This window comes from uncultured Gemella sp., assembly GCF_963529685.1.
In the GTDB taxonomy this organism is placed as follows: Bacteria; Bacillota; Bacilli; order Staphylococcales; family Gemellaceae; genus Gemella.
In genome coordinates this window covers 19,200-37,314 of sequence record NZ_CAUSAI010000004.1, presented here as the reverse complement: position 1 = coordinate 37,314, position 18,115 = coordinate 19,200, and the positions used below count along the sequence as shown (strand labels likewise).

The window sequence follows — 18,115 nt, the reverse complement described above, 5'->3', positions numbered from 1 at the left end:
TCACTCCCTTATTCTCAAGCTGCTTTTTTATACATTAATAAAAATTAATAATTATTTTCCTCTTGAAGCACCAGTGAAAAGTATGTTTAAACTTATTTATAGGTTAATTTTCTTTTCAATTTAACCATAATAAATGATATAACTATAATACCAACTATTACTGTAAAGATTATCCATGTATTTTCTATTCCTACTTTATCAGTTAATACTCCATTCACTGACAATAGTAAAGCTACTACTACAGATTCAAATGTATAAAATATAGAAACTGTAGTCGTTCTATTCTCGTCACTTTTCACTAAATATTTATGCATAAAAATATTAACTTGGATACTCATTATCGTAAAGAATATAATATATAGCATAAATAATACAAATTTGATATAAACATTTTGGATAAAAATAAATACTAATAACATACTAATATTTATAACTACTAAAAAATAAAGTATGTGTAACTTCGATAATTTACTTGATAATCTTTCATAAATAACACTTCCTAACATCCCACTAACAGATATCCCAACCCAAATATAACCGATAATATCAGCATCTAATTTTTCAAATACAGCTTGCCATTGGTTTGATGGTCCAAGGTCCAAAATAGAAGGAATAACAAACAGTATCATAAGAAATACACTACTTTTTACATAAAGTGTTTCTTTTAACGAATTTTTCACCGTAACTATTGAACCTTTTAACTTCTCAATAGATATTTTTTGTGTCTCTTCTAATTTTTGCATAAATAAATATGTAAATAAAAACGAAATAATAAAAACTAGCATACTTAATATTATCGACAAACTTTTGTAATAAATATAGACATATTTGGCACTTATAAACCCTATTACAGCTGAGAAAAATAGTGAATATAGTGAACCTCTAGAAAAAACTTTATCTATATCTATTTCTTCATTGTTTTTATTGTTTACATTGACCAACCAACTTGTTAAAGTTCCAGATTGAAATGATTCTGCAATGGCAGATAATATTGCAGATATGTATAACAATATTAAACTATTGCTAAGCAACAATATTAATCCAACAACCCTAAAAATCATACTCAGTAAAATACTATTTTTCGCTCCAATATTATCAGTAATAGCTCCACAAGGTAGTTCTGTCATAAAAGATGCCAACCAAAAAATAGATAAATATATACCTACCTCAGAAAATGAAAAATCCTTTGACAACAGAAATATATACAAAATCGGATTAAAGAATGATAGTGCTATTGTAAATAATATATTGTATAAATAATAAAATTTTGTATTATTCATCTTTTTCCTCTACGATCTTATATATTTTTCCATAATTATCTCTTTCTAAGAACTTATAATCAACAAGATATCTTCTAATAAGTGAATAATCTGGATAAATCTCCTTAATTGCTTCATTTAACTCTTTCTCGGTAAACTCGAATGATCTTTCCTTTAACATTTCTAAAACTATTTGAAGTACAGGTATCTTATTTTTTTCCTTTTTCGGAATAGTCATCAACTTATTATTTTTAAAATATTTAATTTTTACTTCTTCCATAGACTACTAACCTCTGTATTCATAATTTTGTTTATTTTAAATATTATAAAAAAAAAATACAAATATTTAAAATAGAATCTCTAACTTAGTTTAACCTATGTTAGAGATTCTTGCAATCTAAATTATTATTAATTTTCTATTGTCCTAAGACAAATACATCCTCTGCTTCTTTTTCTTCTTTTTTCGTTCCTTTACTTAAAAATGAAACTTTATTCGCGATAATAGCCATTTGATAATGTGTTACCCCATTTTTATCTGTGTAGACATTATTATTCAAACTTCCAACTATATTTAGTAAGCTTCCTTTATCACAGTATTTTACAGTATTTTCTGCAGTTTTCCCAAAAGTTGTAAATTCAAAAAATTCTGTATCATAATTACCGTCTTTATTTTTAAAATCAGACTGCACCGCTAATGTTGCTTTAATATAATTTACTTTCTTATCACTTTCTTTTAATTCTGGTTTTTTTACTAGTCTTCCTATTAATATTACTTGATTCAGCATTATATATCCTCCCTTAAAATAATAATTTAGATTGCTATAAAAACACTTGGAAGACTTTTTTTTATTATTTATGAATTAAAGTTACAAATACTTCTCCATCTTGTAAAAATTCAGCATTAATGTAATTGTCCCCATCAAAATGAAGCACCTTACCTGGCTCTACAATATGGACTTCTTCATCATTTAAGTACACCTTAACTTCTCCTTTAACGCAAGTAAATATTACTAAGGCTTCTGGATGGTTATGTTTTGGAATTGTATCACCTTTTTTTCCAATTTTTTTAACTAATTTAAATCTGTCGTGTTTCTTTAACAATCCCGCTTCTTCAAAAATTACTCCTACACTCATACTAATTCTCCTTATTATAATTTTATCTTTATAAATATTTCCTATATAAACGTTTTCTTACTCTTATTATAAAACTTTTTTATTAACAAAACAAATAAAATTCATATCTTTTTCTAATTTTTTAAAAGTTCTTCCCATTTTAATAAATTGCTTTCTATTATCTTTTTTAAAACCATTTTTAATTATTCTTAGTGAGTTTATTACCCCTTCATCTGCCAATAGTCCCGATACTGTAAGTAGTGTCAGTTTATCATGCATATAATTAACCGTCTTAAATTCTGCTTCTTCAAATAGTGATAACCAGTCCTCTTTAGATAATGGTGATACATTTACATTAATCGCATCAGATAATTGATTTGTAGTTTCCTCATAATTATTCAACAATAAGATATCATGAGTCAATAGTAATCCACCTGGTTTCAATACCCTATAATACTCACTTAATGCTTTTGCCTTACTCTTATTACTAAACATAGTTAACATTGCTTCATTAATAATATAATCAAAACTATTATCCGAAAATTCTAAATGAAAGGCATCGGCTCTAATAAATTCAATATTTCTAAGATTATTTTTCGCCGCCTCAAGTTGTGCTTCTAATATTGCTACTTTATCCACATCTATTCCTATAAAAGTAGTTTTTGGATATTTTTTAGCTAAAGAAATCAGATTCACTCCCTTATTACAAGCAACCTCTAATATTCTCTCACCTTTCTTAAACTCTATATGGGCAAATAAAAAATTGGTACCTTTAATTCCTCCGGGTCTTAGTCTTGTTTTACCCAAATTTTTTAAAAATTTGTGCCCCATTTCCTTCTTCATAATATCACTCCTTAATATATGTTATATTTATATTGTACAATAAATTAAAAATAAAATCTAGAAATAATTGATAATAACTATCGATTATTTTTAGATTTTTTAATTTAATCCATTTTAAAAATCATTATATGTATATGTTCCTTCACCTTTATTTTCAGTTGCAAAGCGAACTATTACTTTTCCTAATAAACTAGCCTCTATTGGACTATATTTTTTAGTCTTCCCTTTTAATACAAATTGAAAAATCGGCGCTACCTTCATAAATATTTCTTCTAAAAACCTATTATCATCGCGCCTGCTTATAAGGAGTGAAGGTTGAAAAATTCTTAAAACACCAAGATTCAGTTCTTTTAATTTATCTTCTAACTCACCCTTTAATGAATTATAAAAATTTTTTGAGTTACTATTAGCACCAATAGCAGAAACTACATTAAAACTTCTTACTTTTCCTTCACAAAGTTTAGCGAAGTTTACAGTATAATCAACATCAATCTTTCTTTGATTTTCCTTTGAACCTGCAATTTTTATCGTCGTCCCTAGACTTGAAAAAACATCCGCATCTTCTAAAATTCTTGTATCAAAATTCAAATTTTCAAAATCAACTACTATTTTAGTTAGTATTTCTCCTTCAGGTAATTTTCTTATTGATTCCCTGCCTAGAATATAGATTTTATTATAAAAATCATTTTCTAAAATTTCTTTTAATATCTCTTTCCCTACTGCTCCAGTAGCACCTATTATTATTGCTGTATTTCCCATTTCATTACACCTCTAGAAAAATAATGAAATTAAAGCTAGCATTGGTAACCCACCTTGCTTTAATACTATTTTTTTACCACTAGTTAATCCACCGTATATTGCAACAAGAATAATGTAAACCAATAACAGTCCTACAATCTCTTTAGAATTTTTCGATAAAAATATTCCATAAAGAAGTCCAACTCCTATTAACCCATTATATACACCCTGATTTTTAAATAATGTATTCAAACTAGGTCTTTGTAATTCTTCCTTTGCAATATTAAATACTCTACTTGTACTATCTGAATCTGTAGCAAATGTCTCTAAATACATGATATAGAAAAACAATATTGCTACTAACGTTGTTAAAATTATTGTAATTATGCTCATCCTAATACCTCTTTTTAAATTAAATTATTGTTAAACTTATTAAGTAGTACTATCAACTGCTTAAGATCTTCATCAGTAAATTCCTTCCCGATTATCTGACTAATATCAGTTTCTTCAGTACATTGGTCTATTTTATTTTTTGATGTTTCTGTAATTCTTACACATACTTCTCTATTATTTGCTTCATTGCGACTTTTTTCCACATATCCCTCTTTTTCTAATTTATTTATATGCCTTGTTATTGCCGCTGCATCTATCTCTAAAATCTTAGATAGCTGTTTTGGTGTAGCTACATCGACTTCATATAAGTATTTAATAATTTGAAATCTTGTTAGGCTTATTCCTAATCTTTCCTCAAAAATGTAAGCTATCTTTCTCTCTAATACTTTCAAATCATGTAGTAAATTCACATATTCTTTTACATCCATATAAATCTCCTTTTTTATAATTGACAAATCAATTATTTATAACCTATATTAACACATCATTGTTGACTAGTCAATAATGATGTGTTAATAGTATAGAAGAGTGATTAAAAACCACTCTTCTATGCTTATTTATTCAAATATTTACTAGCCTCTCTTAAGCTAAGATTAGCCATATTCTCTCTATTCTTTTCTATAAATTTCGTTACCCACTCTGGATTAAATTTTGAATAATCTCGAAGTGCCCAACCTACTGCTTTATTGATAAAAAACTCATTACCACCGAGATTTGCTAAAAGAATTTTTTCTAATAATCCTTCATCTACTTTTTCTTTAAATGAAAGTTGGTGTAACATAGCAACTCTTCTTAGCCAAATATTACTATCCTTACTCCACTCTAGCATTATTTGATCATAACCTTCGATACGAATAACCAAACTACCTACAACCTTAGCAAGTAAATCAACAGTATCCCACCATGACTTTGTCACTATTAGATATTTTAATCTTGAAATATCTTCTCTTTTTAAGAATTTCTGCATTGTTTTTAAATAATAAACAACTGCGTATTGAAATTCTCTTTCCTCTTTATTCCAACAAGTTTCAATAAATTCCCAGTCTATTACTTTAGATTTTCTAGCCTCTGGAAAATGTTTTTTATAGATTTCTGTTCTAGTTGCACCGCGTACACCTAAAAAGCTAAACTTATCTTGCATATATCTCTCCATTGATACTGCTAAAAGTTCATTACGATTTTTTTCAAGGTCTAGAATTAAACACATTAGATTCATATTGTTTTTTAGTTTCTATCTCTTATTTTCTAAACTTGCTTTAATGAATCCTGCGAATAATGGATGTGCTTTTTCTGGACGAGATTTAAATTCTGGGTGGAATTGACCAGCAACAAACCATGGGTGTTCAGGTATTTCCACGATTTCAACTAACTTACCATCTGGACTAACACCTGATAATACCATTCCTTTGTTAGTTATACGATCACGATAGAAGTTATTAAATTCATATCTGTGACGGTGACGTTCTGTAATATTTAGTTCACCATATTCTTTATGAGCAACTGATCCTTCAGTTAGTGTACATGGGTAGCTTCCTAGACGTAGCGTTCCTCCCATTTCTACTACATTTTCTTGGTCAGGTAGTAAGTTAATAATTGGGTATGGCGTATTTGGATCTAATTCTGATGAATGTGCTCCAGTTAAACCACAAACATTACGTGCAAACTCAACAGCAGCAAGTTGCATACCTAAACAAATACCGAAGAACGGAACTTTGTTTTCACGTGCATATTTAATAGTAGTAATTTTACCTTCAACTCCACGATCACCAAATCCACCTGGTACAAGGATTCCATCCGCTTCTTTAAGATACTCATGAACATTTTCTTCTGTAATATCTTCAGATTGAATCCAATCAATTTTCACTTTAGCGTTATGTTTATACCCTGCATGTTTTAGAGATTCTACTACTGAAATGTAAGCATCGTGAAGCTCTACATATTTACCTACTAATGCGATTCTTACATCTTCTTTTAAATTATCTACTCTATCAACTAAAGCTAACCATTCAGTCATATCCGCTTCTGGTGCTGTTAAACCAAAGTGTTTTAATACGATATCGTCAATTTTTTGAGCTTTAAGATTTACTGGTAATTGGTATAAATTACTTACATCACGGCTTTCAATAACATTTTGTTTCGGAATATCACAGAATAATGAAATTTTAGCTCGTAATTCATCATTTAGAGCAAGCTCGTTTCTAACAACGATAATATCTGGTTGAATACCTAAACCACGTAATTCTTTAACAGATTGTTGTGTAGGTTTAGTTTTCATTTCCCCAGCAGCTTTAATATATGGTAATAACGTACAGTGAATAAAGCAAACATTTTCACGACCTAAATCACTACGAATTTGACGAATTGCTTCTAAAAATGGTAATGATTCGATATCTCCTGTTGTTCCACCTATTTCTGTAATAACTACATCAGCATCACTAGATTCACCTGCTAATAATACACGCGATTTAATTTCATTTGTTACGTGAGGAATTACTTGAACTGTTCCCCCTAAATAATCTCCACGACGTTCTTTTTCAATAATCGAAGAATAAACACGTCCTGCTGTTACGTTAGAATATTGTCCTAAATTAACATCGATAAATCTTTCATAGTGTCCTAAGTCTAAGTCTGTTTCCGCACCATCTTCTGTAACGAAAACTTCCCCGTGTTGATACGGACTCATTGTTCCTGGGTCAACGTTTAAATACGGATCAAATTTTTGCAATGTTACTTTTAATCCTCTATTTTTTAGTACACGACCTACTGATGCCGCTACAATCCCTTTTCCTAATGATGATACTACTCCACCTGTTACAAAAATATACTTTGTCATTGTGTTCTCCTTCTATTAAAAATAATAAACCCCCTACGAAAATATCGCAGGGGGTGGTTTCTTAAATCACTCTTTTAAGAGTGCCCGTATATTATTCTAGCATAACGCTAAATTTTTAGCAACTAAAATAATTCAAGATAGTAAATTTTATTTAATTTAAAATTTAGAACATCTTAATAGATGTGAACGGATAATATCTCAAGCTTACTTTTCCAATCATAGCTTCTTTTTTAACAAATCCAAACACACGACTATCTGTACTGTGTTGTCTGTTATCTCCTAGTACAAAATACGTACCTTCTGGCACAGTTTTAGATTTTGTACTACTTAAAAATTCAATATTAAAATCTGGTGTAAATGGTGCAGTTCCAGATGCTTTAGCTTCTTTTATTTTTTGAGCTAAATAAGGTTCTTCTACTTTTTCACCGTTAACATATAATACATCATTTCTGTACTCTATTGTATCTCCTGGAATTCCGATTATACGCTTAATATAATCATCAGTCTCATTTGCATGGAAAACTACCTCGTCTCCACGTTCATAGTTTTTGCTGAATTTGTTGACGAAAACTTTATCGTTATCAGCAAATGTATAATCCATTGAATGACCTTTTACTGTGAAAGGTGCAATAACATATGTGCTTATAAGAAGATAGATAGCTATAGATACAACAACAACTACTACCCACTCCATTATTTCTCTAAAAATTTTCACTGGTATATCCCTCTTTTATTTTATTTATGATTAATAATTCTATCATATATTAATAGAAAAATCAAAAATATTTCTTTTTCCATAAAAGTATTAACAATATTAACTCAAATTATATTCATTTAACTCTGAATATTAATCAAAATAATACAATCAATTTTCTTTTTCTAGTTCTGTAAGCACTTTTATTGTTTTTTTTAATCGATATGCTATAATTATTTATACGGGAGTCTGTGAACAGTCTGAGAGGAAATATTAATATTTCGACCGAACCTGATCTGGGTAATGCCAGCGTAGGTACACTTAACTTAAAGACCAAACCTAGACCCCTTAAAGTTGTAAGGAGGTTTTTTATTTTGATAAATTGCAGTATTGCATTACAAATTCTTCCACTTGATAATCATGATGGAAGATTAGAAATTATAGATAAAGTTATCTATTTTCTGCAAAGTAAACATTCTAATGTAAAGGTTACTCCATTTGAAACAGTCATTGAAGGTGAATTTAACGACTTAATGGATAGTCTAAAAGAATGTTTTGTCCTAGCGGGTGAGGACAGTAATAATATATTTGCTAATGTGAAAATTAACTACGGAGATATTTTAACAACAGATGAGAAGATTAAAAAATTTAATTAATAAATATGCTGCTCTTATTTCTATGTTGTGCTTAATTATTATTTGGCAAGGAGCTGGATTTTTAGCTTTATTACCTAAATACATTATTCCTACACCTATTGAAATAATAAGAGCATTTATAAAAAACTACGATCTATTAATTTTTCACAGCAAAATCACCCTACTTGAAGCTATTATCGGTCTATTTTTGGGAATTGTAATAGCTTGGCTTCTTGCTTTAATTATGGATAGCATACCGATATTTAATAAATCTATCTATCCACTTCTTGTCCTAACTCAAACTATTCCAACAATTGCAATAGCCCCTATACTTGTACTATGGTTGGGATATGGACTTACTCCAAAGATTGTACTAATCGTCTTAACGACAACTTTCCCAATAGTAGTAAGCATACTCGATGGATTTAGAAACTGCGATAAAGACATGATTACATTATTGCAGCTAATGAATGCCAGTAAATTACAAATACTTTGGCATGTTAAAATTCCTACGAGTTTAAGCTATTTCTACGCTGGGCTTAGAGTTAGTGTTTCTTATGCCTTTATTGCCGCTGTCGTAGCTGAATGGCTTGGAGGTTTTGAAGGATTAGGAGTTTATATGATTAAAGCGAAAAAATTATTTGAATATGATACTATGTTCGCAATTATAATACTAGTATCAGTTATTAGTTTACTAAGTATAGAACTTGTTAAACTAAGTGAGAAAAAATTTATTAAATGGAAATATATAGGAGAAAATCATGAAAAAAATATTAACTAGCATATTCGCATTTATTTTAGCTATTTCACTAACTGCATGTGGAACTGTAAATAAAAATGCAGAGAAAAAAGAACTTAAAAAAGTAGATTTCGTTCTTGACTGGGCGATCAATACAAACCACACTGGTCTATATGTAGCAAAAGAAAAAGGTTACTTCGCTGAAGAAGGTATTGACCTTGATATTAAACCAGCACCTGAAGATAGTACTTCTGACTTAATTATTAATAATAAAGCACCTTTTGGTATCTACTATCAAGATACTATGGCTAACAAACTTTCAAAAGGAGCAGGAATCACTGCTGTTGCGGCGATTATTGAACACAACACATCTGGTATCATCTCACTTAAGAAAAACAACATTAAAGAACCTAAAGATTTAGAAGGTAAAAAATACGGAACTTGGAATGATCCAGTAGAATTAGCAATGGTTAAATCACTAATTCAAAAACAAGGTGGAGATGCTAATAAATTAAACTTAGCTCCAAACACAGATACTAACTCTGTAACACCATTAGAAAACGGACTTTTTGATGCAGCTTGGATTTACTATGCATGGGATGGTAAATTAGCTGAACACATGAAATTAGATATTAACTACTTCTACTTAAAAGACTTCAATAAAGACTTAGACTACTACTCTCCAGTAATTATCGCTAACAATGATTACTTAAAACAAAATAAAGAAGAAGCTAAAAAAGTTCTTAAAGCTATTAAGAAAGGATATGTCTATGCTATGGAACATCCTGAAGAAGCTGCAGAGATTTTAATTAAAAATGCTCCAGAATTAAAAGATAAAAAAGATTTCATCGTTGAATCTCAAAAATATCTATCTAAACAATACGCAACAAACAAAGATCACTGGGGTGAATTTGACGCTAACAGATGGAACGCATTCTACCGTTGGGTTAACGAAAACAAAATCACTGAAAAACCTCTTGCAGAAAACACAGGATTCAGCAATGACTTTATAAAATAATGAACATATTATCAATAAAAAACTTATCTTTCAATTATCCAAACAATAAAATACTACATGATATAAATATTCATGTCGACAAAGGTGAAGTAGTTTCTATTCTTGGTGGAAGTGGTGTTGGTAAAACTACACTTTTCAACATTATTGCAGGTATAAATCCTCTTCAAACTGGAGAAATCTCTATAAAAGGTAACACAGACTATAAAGGTCGTGTAAGTTACATGCTTCAAAAAGATTTATTATTAGAACATAAGACTATTATTCAAAACATTATACTTCCACTTTTAATAAGAAAAATCAATAAAAAAGAAGCTGAAGAAGAAGCGATAAAGAATCTTAAATTATTTAACCTTTACGAATATAAAGATAAATATCCTAGTGAATTAAGTGGAGGAATGCGTCAAAGGGTTGCACTTTTACGTACCTATATGTTCAAAGAAGAACTATTTTTACTAGACGAACCATTCAGTGCACTTGATGCAATTACTAAAATATCACTTCACTCTTGGTACCTTGAAATCAAGAATAAACTTGATATAACTACTCTACTAATCACCCACGATATAGACGAGGCCATTGACCTAAGCGATAGAATTTATATCATTAAAAATAAACCTGGTGAAATTGTGTCTGAAATAAAAATAAATCTTGATGAACAAAATCAAGATGAACAAAAATTAAAATATAAAAAAGAGATACTAAATATGCTTGGATTATAGTAATACACCCTAGCGTGAAAACTCACACTAGGGTGTATTCTCTTAATTATTTATAAATACTATATCTTTTATTAATCAAATAGATTAATATTGCAGGGATAACTGCAAAAAACATCAACTTATAACCAAATACTTCTAAAGCTAAAAATATCGGTGCAATATACGTCTTAGTTGCTGCAGAGAATACTAAACAATATCCTAGAGCTGCGGTTACTAATATAGGAAGTCCTAGCCAAGTACCTAATATTACTCCACAAGTCGCTCCAATGGCAAACAACGGAGTAACCTCTCCTCCACTAAAACCAATTCCTGTACAAAGTGCTGTTAAGATTATTTTCAATATAAAATCATAAATTTTAATCTGTTCAACATTCATAAAAGAAAGACCAATTAAATTCGTTCCTAATGAAGCATATCTATACTCGAAAATAATGCTAACAATAATAAAAATACCTAAAAGAAACCAACTAATTTTACTATTAAAACCAACTAGTTCTTTAATTTTCCTTTGAAGCACCACGAATAAAATCCCTACAAATACAAAAATAACGCCTATTAAAATCAGCTTTAATATGAATACTATATCTATATTCACTTTGCTTATATCTACATCAACAAAAAACTTCTCCAATCCCAATTTATGAGAAACAAATGTACTGATGTAAGCTCCAACTACATATGTTACATATTCAGAGAATTTTCTAAGAGAAAATTTAAATTTTTCGCTAACTACTTCTAAAATAAATACTACTGCTGCCAAAGGTGTTTGAAATAAACCAGCAAAGCCACAGATCATTCCTAATTTAACAAAAAACTGTTTCTTTTCTTTGCTAAAATCATCTGCTGCCAGGTTCCCACCAATAGCTCCACCTAATTGAACAGCAACACCTTCGCGACCGACACTTACTCCAGATCCATGTGCCAATAAAGTATTCAACGTTAATATGAATGGAAAAGTCCATGTTACTTTTTCTTTCTTAGTAGTTGCCGCTTCTATAAAATATTTCATTCCAATATTATTTGTTTTCAAATAGTTGTTACTATATCTTGTAAAAACTAATATTAGCGGTGTTAATATTATCAAGAATTTATAATAATCACTAGTTAACTCTATAAGTTTTAATAACACTTGTCCAAATACTGAACAGCAAGTTGCTATTAATAAAATTAAACTTATTAGCCTTATGTAATAATTTTTCAACATATTATTTTTGATTTTTTCTCCTTGTATTAAATAATAACGGAGCGACTTAGTTTTATGATTCACAAAAATCAATTTTATAAAATCGCTCCCATACAAACTTATTTATAATTTATTTTTAAACGATAATCTCGTTTTCTTTGGCTGGTCAAAACTAAATCCTTCACCAATAATATCATGAACTTCGGTAATTGTCACAAAAGCACGTGGGTCAATTTTATAGACTATTGATTTCACTTTACCAATCTCATTTCTTGATACAACACAATACCCTATATTTAAGTCTTTTTTTGAATAACTACCCTGTCCCTTAATATAAGTAAGACCACGATTCATATCTTCTTGGATTCTCTTAGTAATAGTCTCAATTTCTGATGAAACGATCATTACTCCTTTACCTGGTACTCCACCTTCAACAACATAATCTATCATTTTTGTACAGATAAATATATAAATTAAAGTATATAATATCGCAGGATAACTTTTTACTACTACAAATGTTAAGGCAATAATTACCCCATCTAGAATTTGTATAATTCTACCAATAGAACTTCCAGTATATAATTGTACAATTTTAGCAACGATATCTACACCACCCGTAGTACCACCAGCAAGAAATACTATCCCTAGACCTATTCCAGCTATTATCCCCCCAAAAACTGAAGCTAAGAGTCTGTCTCCACCTATATCTATAGCTATATGATATTTCTCAAATATACCAATCCAAAATGTTAACATGAAAATACCATATACTGTATACATCATAGTTTTCTTATCCAACATTTTATATCCAATTATTAAAAGAGGAATATTAACTAATATTGTCCCGATAGAAACCGGTAATCCTACCGCATATAAAAGTAACAGTGCAATACCAGTTCCTCCACCTTCTGCAAGTTTATTAGGTACGTTAAAATGCATGATAGAAAAAGAATAAATAGCACACCCTAAAGATATAATAAGCAACTCTTTTAAAATTTTTTTGAAATTTAAATTTTTAAAATTTTTTTCCATGATACACCTCCCGAATATTAACTATACCTTAATTATAACAGTTTATAACTTTATAAACAACACCATTAATTCATAAATTTCATCTCCAAGTTAAATCCTTATCTTAAGCTAGTTAAAACTTATATTCATATTAGAAAGTTAGTTTTAAGTTAAATTCCGCTTTTTCTTTAAAGTGAAATCCTCTTTAAAAAATAATATTTTTATCATCATTTTTTAAAAATTTTATATTTTCTTAGACTTTATTCGAAATTTGTACTATAATTATAATATCACTATTGGAGGTTAATTTAAAATGAATAAAAACTTCATACCAAATTATCTTACCCTTTGTAATATTTTTTGTGGGTTTATGTCGATTCTAACTACAGCTCACGGATATTTCGTTTGGGGTACTGTCTTTATTATATTAGCTATGCTTGCAGACAGATACGATGGTATCGTAGCAAGAAAACTTGGTGTAGTTTCTGAAATTGGTCATGATTTAGACTCATTATGTGACGTAGTTAGTTTCGGAGTTGCACCAGCGGCACTTATTTTTGAAATATTTATTACTAATGATAAACCTTCTACTTTCTTAATGATAGTAGTAGCCATACTTTGCGGAGTCTATGTATGTTGTGGAGCTTATCGTTTAGCAAGATTTAACGTTACAAAAATGAAAAATGGATACTATCAAGGTGTTCCAATAACTACTTGTGGAACAGTTCTTGCTTTTTTATCTCTATTTAAACTACCAAGTATCGCAATGCTAATTTTATTAGTACTGAGTTCTTATTTAATGGTAAGCAACTTAAAAATCAAAAAAATATAAAAAAAGGTTGTATATTGTAATATATATCAGAAATCCGATATATATTTACTAATATACAGCCTTTTTATCTTATTTATACTACTCTTACTTCAAATCCACTACTAGCTAAAACTATTATAAACAACTACTAATTACCTCTACTAGTTCCTCTGGATTCTCCCAAGCCATCGAGTGTCCAGCATTTTTTACTACTTTTACAGTTATGTTATGTTTTGGTAATTCTTCAAAATCCATGCTAGGTAGTGTCTTTTCTCCGAAAATAAAGTATCTAGGTACATTATAACTATACAATAAACTACGCCAAGAATTTTCTCTTACTACTACCGCATCGCGAGAAATCTGATAAGCTGCCTCTGGTAACCAATTTTTCAATGTTGCTGCCCACATAGTATTTTTCCCACTTTCACAGTATTGTATTAATCTTATTATACTTTTTTTATAGTTTTCTTCAGTGTATTGAGCTACAGCCCAGCTAGTACGCCCTTTTGTCGCAGGATCAAGGTTAGGTTCAGTTAATATCAATCTTTCAATTTTTTCCTCACATAACGAACACAATTCTATAGCTATCGCACCTCCTAAACTATGTCCGAAAACTATAACTTGTTCAAGCCCTAAATCTTCTAAAAATTCCGATAAATATTTAGCGTGATTTTTCACTTCATAAATAAAATCAAGTGGTTTATCACTATATCCTGCACCTAGTAAATCCACTAAAATTCTTCTATGTCCTAAAAATTCTTTCTTACTAGCTATTTCTACATAATCAAATGAACTAGCGCACCCCAAGCCATGAATAAATATTATTGGTAATCCTTCACCACAGAAATCATTATACCTTATTTTATAGTTAGTATTTCTTATTGTATATTCTTGCACAATTATTCCCCCTAAAAATAGTTTCTTTACTTAATTATATCATTAACTCCTAGTATATTACTTTTTTTTTTCTAAAATTTGTTATATAATTTATAAGTGATTTTGAAAATAAATAAAAAAAGGAGATTTCGAAATGATATTTACTGAAATTAGTAGTGAGGAGCTACTAAAGTTTCAAAAAGAAAATAATCATCGTTATTACTTTTCTCAAACTGCTGAATATAATGTCATGGCACATAATAATAACTTGAAAACTAAAATTTTAGCTGTTAAAGAAAATAATGAGATCTTAGCTTACGGAATATTTATATATTTTCAGTATAAAAAATACTTTTACAAAGTAACCGCCCAACATGGACCAATAATGGACTATTCTAATACTGAATTAGTTTCGTTCTACTTTGAACAATTAAAAAACTACTATTCAAAAAATCTTAAAGTTCTTTGTGTAAGAGTAAATCCATTTATAAATGAGAAATACTTCAATGATATTGAATATATAACTGAAAATAAAGAGGCTATCAAAGTTAATAGAATTTTAAACGATTTAAATTATTGTGCTATGAATGAGGATTTATTCACAAACCCTACTCTTTCTTCACGTTGCATTTTTTCTAAAACATTAGATGAAAATATCACAGAAACAAACTTATTAAAAAACGTTTCTCAAATAGCTCGCTATACTATTAATCGAACTATTAAAGAAGGTGTTCAAGTTCGAGAGATAGATATCTTTAATGAAGAAGATGCTAAGATCTTTGATGAAATAAACCGTGATACAGAAAATAGAATAAACTTTGAAATTCGTGACAATACTTATTTCAAAACATTAAAAAATAGTATAAAGGAAAAGGTACACTATCTAATTTCCTATATTGACTGTGATCAATTTATTGAAACTACAACTAACACAATCGCAAGTCTTGAAAAAGAACGCGATGACTTAAAAGAAAAATTAGAACAAGGAAAAGTCAATGCTAAAAAAGCGACAAATCGTCTTAAAGAATTCGATGAAAATATTGCTATTTGGTATAAAAAAATCGATAAGATAAGAGAATTAAAATCTGAAAATGGTAATATTATCAATTTATCTTGTGCAAGTTTTATCGAATCAGGTCAAGATTTAATTTACTTTACTAGTGGAGCGATGAGAAAATTCCATCGTTATGAGGGACCATATGCAATCTTATTCCATATGATAAAATACGCTATAAATAATAACTTTAAATATTTCAATTTCTTCGGTACTTCTAAAGATTTTGAGTCTGAAGAGGCTACTGACTACGGAGTTCTTCAGTTTAAACGTAATTTCAACGGAAATATAGAGTATTTTATGGATAACTATGAAATCAGAAATGCTATCGGAAAAATTTGGAAAATATAATAAAAAGGAGTTGAGTTTTTAACTCAATTCCTTTTTTTCTCATTTAATCTTCTTTTTTAGCAACTTTTTTCGTAGCTTTTTTTGGTTTTTCTTTTTTTTGAGGTTTATTATTCTCTGGATACATAACTTTATCTACTAATCCATATTCACAAGCCTCTTCTGCTGTTAGATAGTTATCACGCTCTGTATCACGCTCAATAGCTTTAATAGTTTGTCCAGTTCTATCAGCTAAAATTCTGTTTAGTTTTTCACGTGTTCTTAGTATATGTTTTGCAGCAATTTCAATTTCTGTTGCTTGACCTTGCGCTCCACCTAGTGGTTGGTGAATCATTACTTCAGCATTTGGAAGTGCATAACGTTTACCAATAGTCCCAGCCGCAAGTAAAAATGCCCCCATACTAGCTGCCATACCCATACAAATAGTTACAACATCACATTTAATGTGTTGCATAGTATCATAAATAGCAAATCCAGCAGTCACACTACCACCTGGTGAGTTAATATAGAAATAGATATCTTTTTCACTATCTTGTGCTTCTAAAAATAAAAGCTGACTTGTTATAGAATTTGCTACTTGATCGTTTACATCTGAACCTAAAATAATGATTCTATCTTTTAATAGTCTTGAATAAATATCGTAAGCTCTTTCTCCTTGAGAAGTTTGCTCAATTACTGTAGGAATTAAATTCATTTTCTTGCCTCCTAATTTTCTTTTCACTAGATATTATATATCAAAAATGGTCAATTAGCAACTTTTTTCCCTTTCTAACTCTTCTGCATTTTCAATTGTTATATATTCTAATTAAACAAAAAGATTCAACTTAAAATTATTTCTAAGCTAAATCTTTTAAAATTCTATAATCTATATGAATGTTCTTTAAAGTTACCTACTATTGTATTTACTGCACTTACTGTTATAAATGCATCAGGGCAATTTTTAGCTACTAATTTACGAAGTTGATGCATCTCGTTTTGTTGAATTACTACTATAATCATACGTTTTTTTTCATGAGAGTATCCACCCTCTACATCCATTATAGTTGATCCTCTATGTAATGTATTATTTATAATTTCTACCATAACTTCTGGATTTCTACAAATAATTGTACATTGAATATAAGCAGAAAAGAATTTTTGAACACCCTTCATCGTCTGATTACGTACAAAACTCATAACCAGCGCATACATTACATATTTTATATCAAAAAATATCCATACTATTATATAAATTGTAATATCTTGTATAAGAAATACCGTAGGTAAATTAAAATCCATTTTTTTTGAGATGAATTTACCTGTAATATCTGTTCCTCCAGTTGAAGCTCCTGCAACTAATAAACAGCACATCGCAAGTCCTGATATAATTCCACAAAAAATTGCTGCAACAAGTGAATCACCTAAATTTACTGGAGTAATAATTCTTGGTAAATTGTTAATCAAAAAAGATGAGACGCTTATTACAACTCCTGTAAGTATTACAAACTTTCTACCAATATATCTATAACCTATATAAAACAGTGGAACGTTTAATAAGAATTGTACTGTTCCTATTTTTATTCCTGTTAATTTATTTGCAACTAAACTTAACCCTAATGCTCCTCCTGCACCAATATTATTTACAGGGATCAATAAACCAGCATAAATAGAGAATAATATCGTTCCAATTATAATAAGAACAACATCTTTTGCTTGTTTATGTTTTTCAGTAGCATAAATTGTATCTGATAATTTCATGGTATCTTTATCCTTTATTTATTCTCACTATATATTTTAATACAAATATAAATTTAAAACAATTGAAAATAAACTATCTTTAATAAAACATTAATAAATAATTCATTTTAT

Annotated in this window: 22 protein-coding genes and 1 riboswitch; of the genes, 6 read left to right on the top strand and 16 right to left on the bottom strand. The window is 29.1% G+C overall.

The window, feature by feature from the left end; translation table 11 throughout:
• Positions 1–92: 92 nt before the first annotated feature.
• The 11 genes from RWS90_RS01415 to lepB form a co-directional block, all read right to left on the bottom strand.
• Positions 93–1,280, bottom strand: coding sequence for an MFS transporter (locus RWS90_RS01415; RefSeq protein WP_314548159.1), 1,188 nt, complete (start codon positions 1,278–1,280; stop codon positions 93–95).
• Positions 1,273–1,539: a DUF2087 domain-containing protein gene (locus RWS90_RS01410; protein WP_314548158.1), complete on the bottom strand. Its 267-nt coding sequence runs from the start codon at positions 1,537–1,539 to the stop codon at positions 1,273–1,275. Before RWS90_RS01410 ends, RWS90_RS01415 begins: the two co-directional genes overlap by 8 nt.
• Before the next feature lie 136 nt (positions 1,540–1,675).
• Complete coding sequence (locus RWS90_RS01405; RefSeq protein WP_314086316.1) at positions 1,676–2,044, bottom strand: single-stranded DNA-binding protein; 369 nt, start codon at positions 2,042–2,044, stop codon at positions 1,676–1,678.
• Between the two features lie 64 nt (positions 2,045–2,108).
• Positions 2,109–2,393 (bottom strand): cupin domain-containing protein, encoded by a 285-nt coding sequence (locus RWS90_RS01400; protein WP_314548157.1) that lies wholly within the window; start codon positions 2,391–2,393, stop codon positions 2,109–2,111.
• A 66-nt stretch (positions 2,394–2,459) separates the two neighbouring features.
• Complete coding sequence (locus RWS90_RS01395; RefSeq protein ID WP_314548156.1) at positions 2,460–3,215, bottom strand: class I SAM-dependent methyltransferase; 756 nt, start codon at positions 3,213–3,215, stop codon at positions 2,460–2,462.
• A 114-nt stretch (positions 3,216–3,329) separates the two neighbouring features.
• Complete coding sequence (locus RWS90_RS01390; protein WP_314548155.1) at positions 3,330–3,974, bottom strand: NAD(P)H-binding protein; 645 nt, start codon at positions 3,972–3,974, stop codon at positions 3,330–3,332.
• Positions 3,975–3,986: 12 nt separating this feature from the next.
• The gene (locus tag RWS90_RS01385) at positions 3,987–4,346 is read right to left on the bottom strand and encodes a DUF1304 domain-containing protein (RefSeq protein WP_314548154.1); all 360 of its coding nucleotides are present in this window, start codon (positions 4,344–4,346) and stop codon (positions 3,987–3,989) included.
• A 14-nt stretch (positions 4,347–4,360) separates the two neighbouring features.
• Complete coding sequence (locus RWS90_RS01380) at positions 4,361–4,774, bottom strand: MarR family winged helix-turn-helix transcriptional regulator (protein WP_314548153.1); 414 nt, start codon at positions 4,772–4,774, stop codon at positions 4,361–4,363.
• 125 nt (positions 4,775–4,899) lie between these two features.
• On the bottom strand, positions 4,900–5,553 hold the full coding sequence (locus RWS90_RS01375; RefSeq protein WP_314548152.1) for a DNA alkylation repair protein: 654 nt from the start codon (positions 5,551–5,553) through the stop codon (positions 4,900–4,902).
• Between the two features lie 24 nt (positions 5,554–5,577).
• Positions 5,578–7,179, bottom strand: a complete 1,602-nt coding sequence (locus RWS90_RS01370) for a CTP synthase (protein WP_314548151.1) — start codon at positions 7,177–7,179, stop codon at positions 5,578–5,580.
• Positions 7,180–7,342: 163 nt separating this feature from the next.
• Positions 7,343–7,894, bottom strand: coding sequence for a signal peptidase I (gene lepB / locus RWS90_RS01365; protein ID WP_314548150.1), 552 nt, complete (start codon positions 7,892–7,894; stop codon positions 7,343–7,345).
• 210 nt (positions 7,895–8,104) lie between these two features.
• Positions 8,105–8,209, top strand: a riboswitch (TPP riboswitch).
• A gap of 38 nt (positions 8,210–8,247) precedes the next feature.
• On the opposite strand from lepB, the gene RWS90_RS01360 reads away from it, so the two are divergent.
• From RWS90_RS01360 to RWS90_RS01345, 4 genes are read left to right on the top strand one after another with little or no spacing between them, the layout of a single operon-like run.
• The gene (locus RWS90_RS01360) at positions 8,248–8,529 is read left to right on the top strand and encodes a thiamine-binding protein (RefSeq protein WP_314084712.1); all 282 of its coding nucleotides are present in this window, start codon (positions 8,248–8,250) and stop codon (positions 8,527–8,529) included.
• Entirely contained in the window at positions 8,504–9,289 is a 786-nt protein-coding gene (locus RWS90_RS01355; RefSeq protein WP_314548148.1) for an ABC transporter permease, read from the top strand. The genes RWS90_RS01360 and RWS90_RS01355 overlap by 26 nt, the downstream gene beginning before the upstream one ends.
• Complete coding sequence (locus RWS90_RS01350; RefSeq protein WP_314084718.1) at positions 9,270–10,265, top strand: ABC transporter substrate-binding protein; 996 nt, start codon at positions 9,270–9,272, stop codon at positions 10,263–10,265. Before RWS90_RS01355 ends, RWS90_RS01350 begins: the two co-directional genes overlap by 20 nt.
• Positions 10,265–10,984 carry an ABC transporter ATP-binding protein gene (locus RWS90_RS01345; protein ID WP_314548147.1) on the top strand — a complete coding sequence of 240 codons (720 nt, stop codon included), beginning with the start codon at positions 10,265–10,267 and terminating at the stop codon, positions 10,982–10,984. The genes RWS90_RS01350 and RWS90_RS01345 overlap by 1 nt, the downstream gene beginning before the upstream one ends.
• A gap of 46 nt (positions 10,985–11,030) precedes the next feature.
• Here RWS90_RS01345 and RWS90_RS01340 read toward each other — a convergent pair whose 3' ends face one another.
• A complete protein-coding gene (locus tag RWS90_RS01340) occupies positions 11,031–12,251 on the bottom strand; it encodes a chloride channel protein (RefSeq protein ID WP_314548194.1) in 1,221 nt (406 codons plus the stop codon).
• Between the two features lie 39 nt (positions 12,252–12,290).
• A complete protein-coding gene (locus RWS90_RS01335; protein WP_314548146.1) occupies positions 12,291–13,199 on the bottom strand; it encodes a YitT family protein in 909 nt (302 codons plus the stop codon).
• Between the two features lie 292 nt (positions 13,200–13,491).
• Between RWS90_RS01335 and pssA the strand changes: the two genes are divergently transcribed.
• A complete protein-coding gene (gene pssA / locus RWS90_RS01330; protein WP_314548145.1) occupies positions 13,492–14,010 on the top strand; it encodes a CDP-diacylglycerol--serine O-phosphatidyltransferase in 519 nt (172 codons plus the stop codon).
• Between the two features lie 114 nt (positions 14,011–14,124).
• On the opposite strand, the gene RWS90_RS01325 is transcribed toward pssA, so the two are convergent.
• Positions 14,125–14,886 (bottom strand): alpha/beta hydrolase, encoded by a 762-nt coding sequence (locus RWS90_RS01325; RefSeq protein WP_314548144.1) that lies wholly within the window; start codon positions 14,884–14,886, stop codon positions 14,125–14,127.
• Positions 14,887–15,019: 133 nt separating this feature from the next.
• Here RWS90_RS01325 and RWS90_RS01320 point away from each other — a divergent pair, with 133 nt between their 5' ends.
• A complete protein-coding gene (locus RWS90_RS01320; protein WP_314548143.1) occupies positions 15,020–16,270 on the top strand; it encodes a peptidoglycan bridge formation glycyltransferase FemA/FemB family protein in 1,251 nt (416 codons plus the stop codon).
• 43 nt (positions 16,271–16,313) lie between these two features.
• Here the strand turns inward: RWS90_RS01320 and clpP are convergent, their stop codons facing one another.
• Together clpP and RWS90_RS01310 are read right to left on the bottom strand one after the other, a co-directional pair.
• Positions 16,314–16,961 (bottom strand): ATP-dependent Clp endopeptidase proteolytic subunit ClpP, encoded by a 648-nt coding sequence (gene clpP, locus RWS90_RS01315; protein WP_314548142.1) that lies wholly within the window; start codon positions 16,959–16,961, stop codon positions 16,314–16,316.
• Between the two features lie 164 nt (positions 16,962–17,125).
• Positions 17,126–18,004 (bottom strand): YitT family protein, encoded by an 879-nt coding sequence (locus RWS90_RS01310; protein WP_314548141.1) that lies wholly within the window; start codon positions 18,002–18,004, stop codon positions 17,126–17,128.
• Positions 18,005–18,115: the final 111 nt, after the last annotated feature.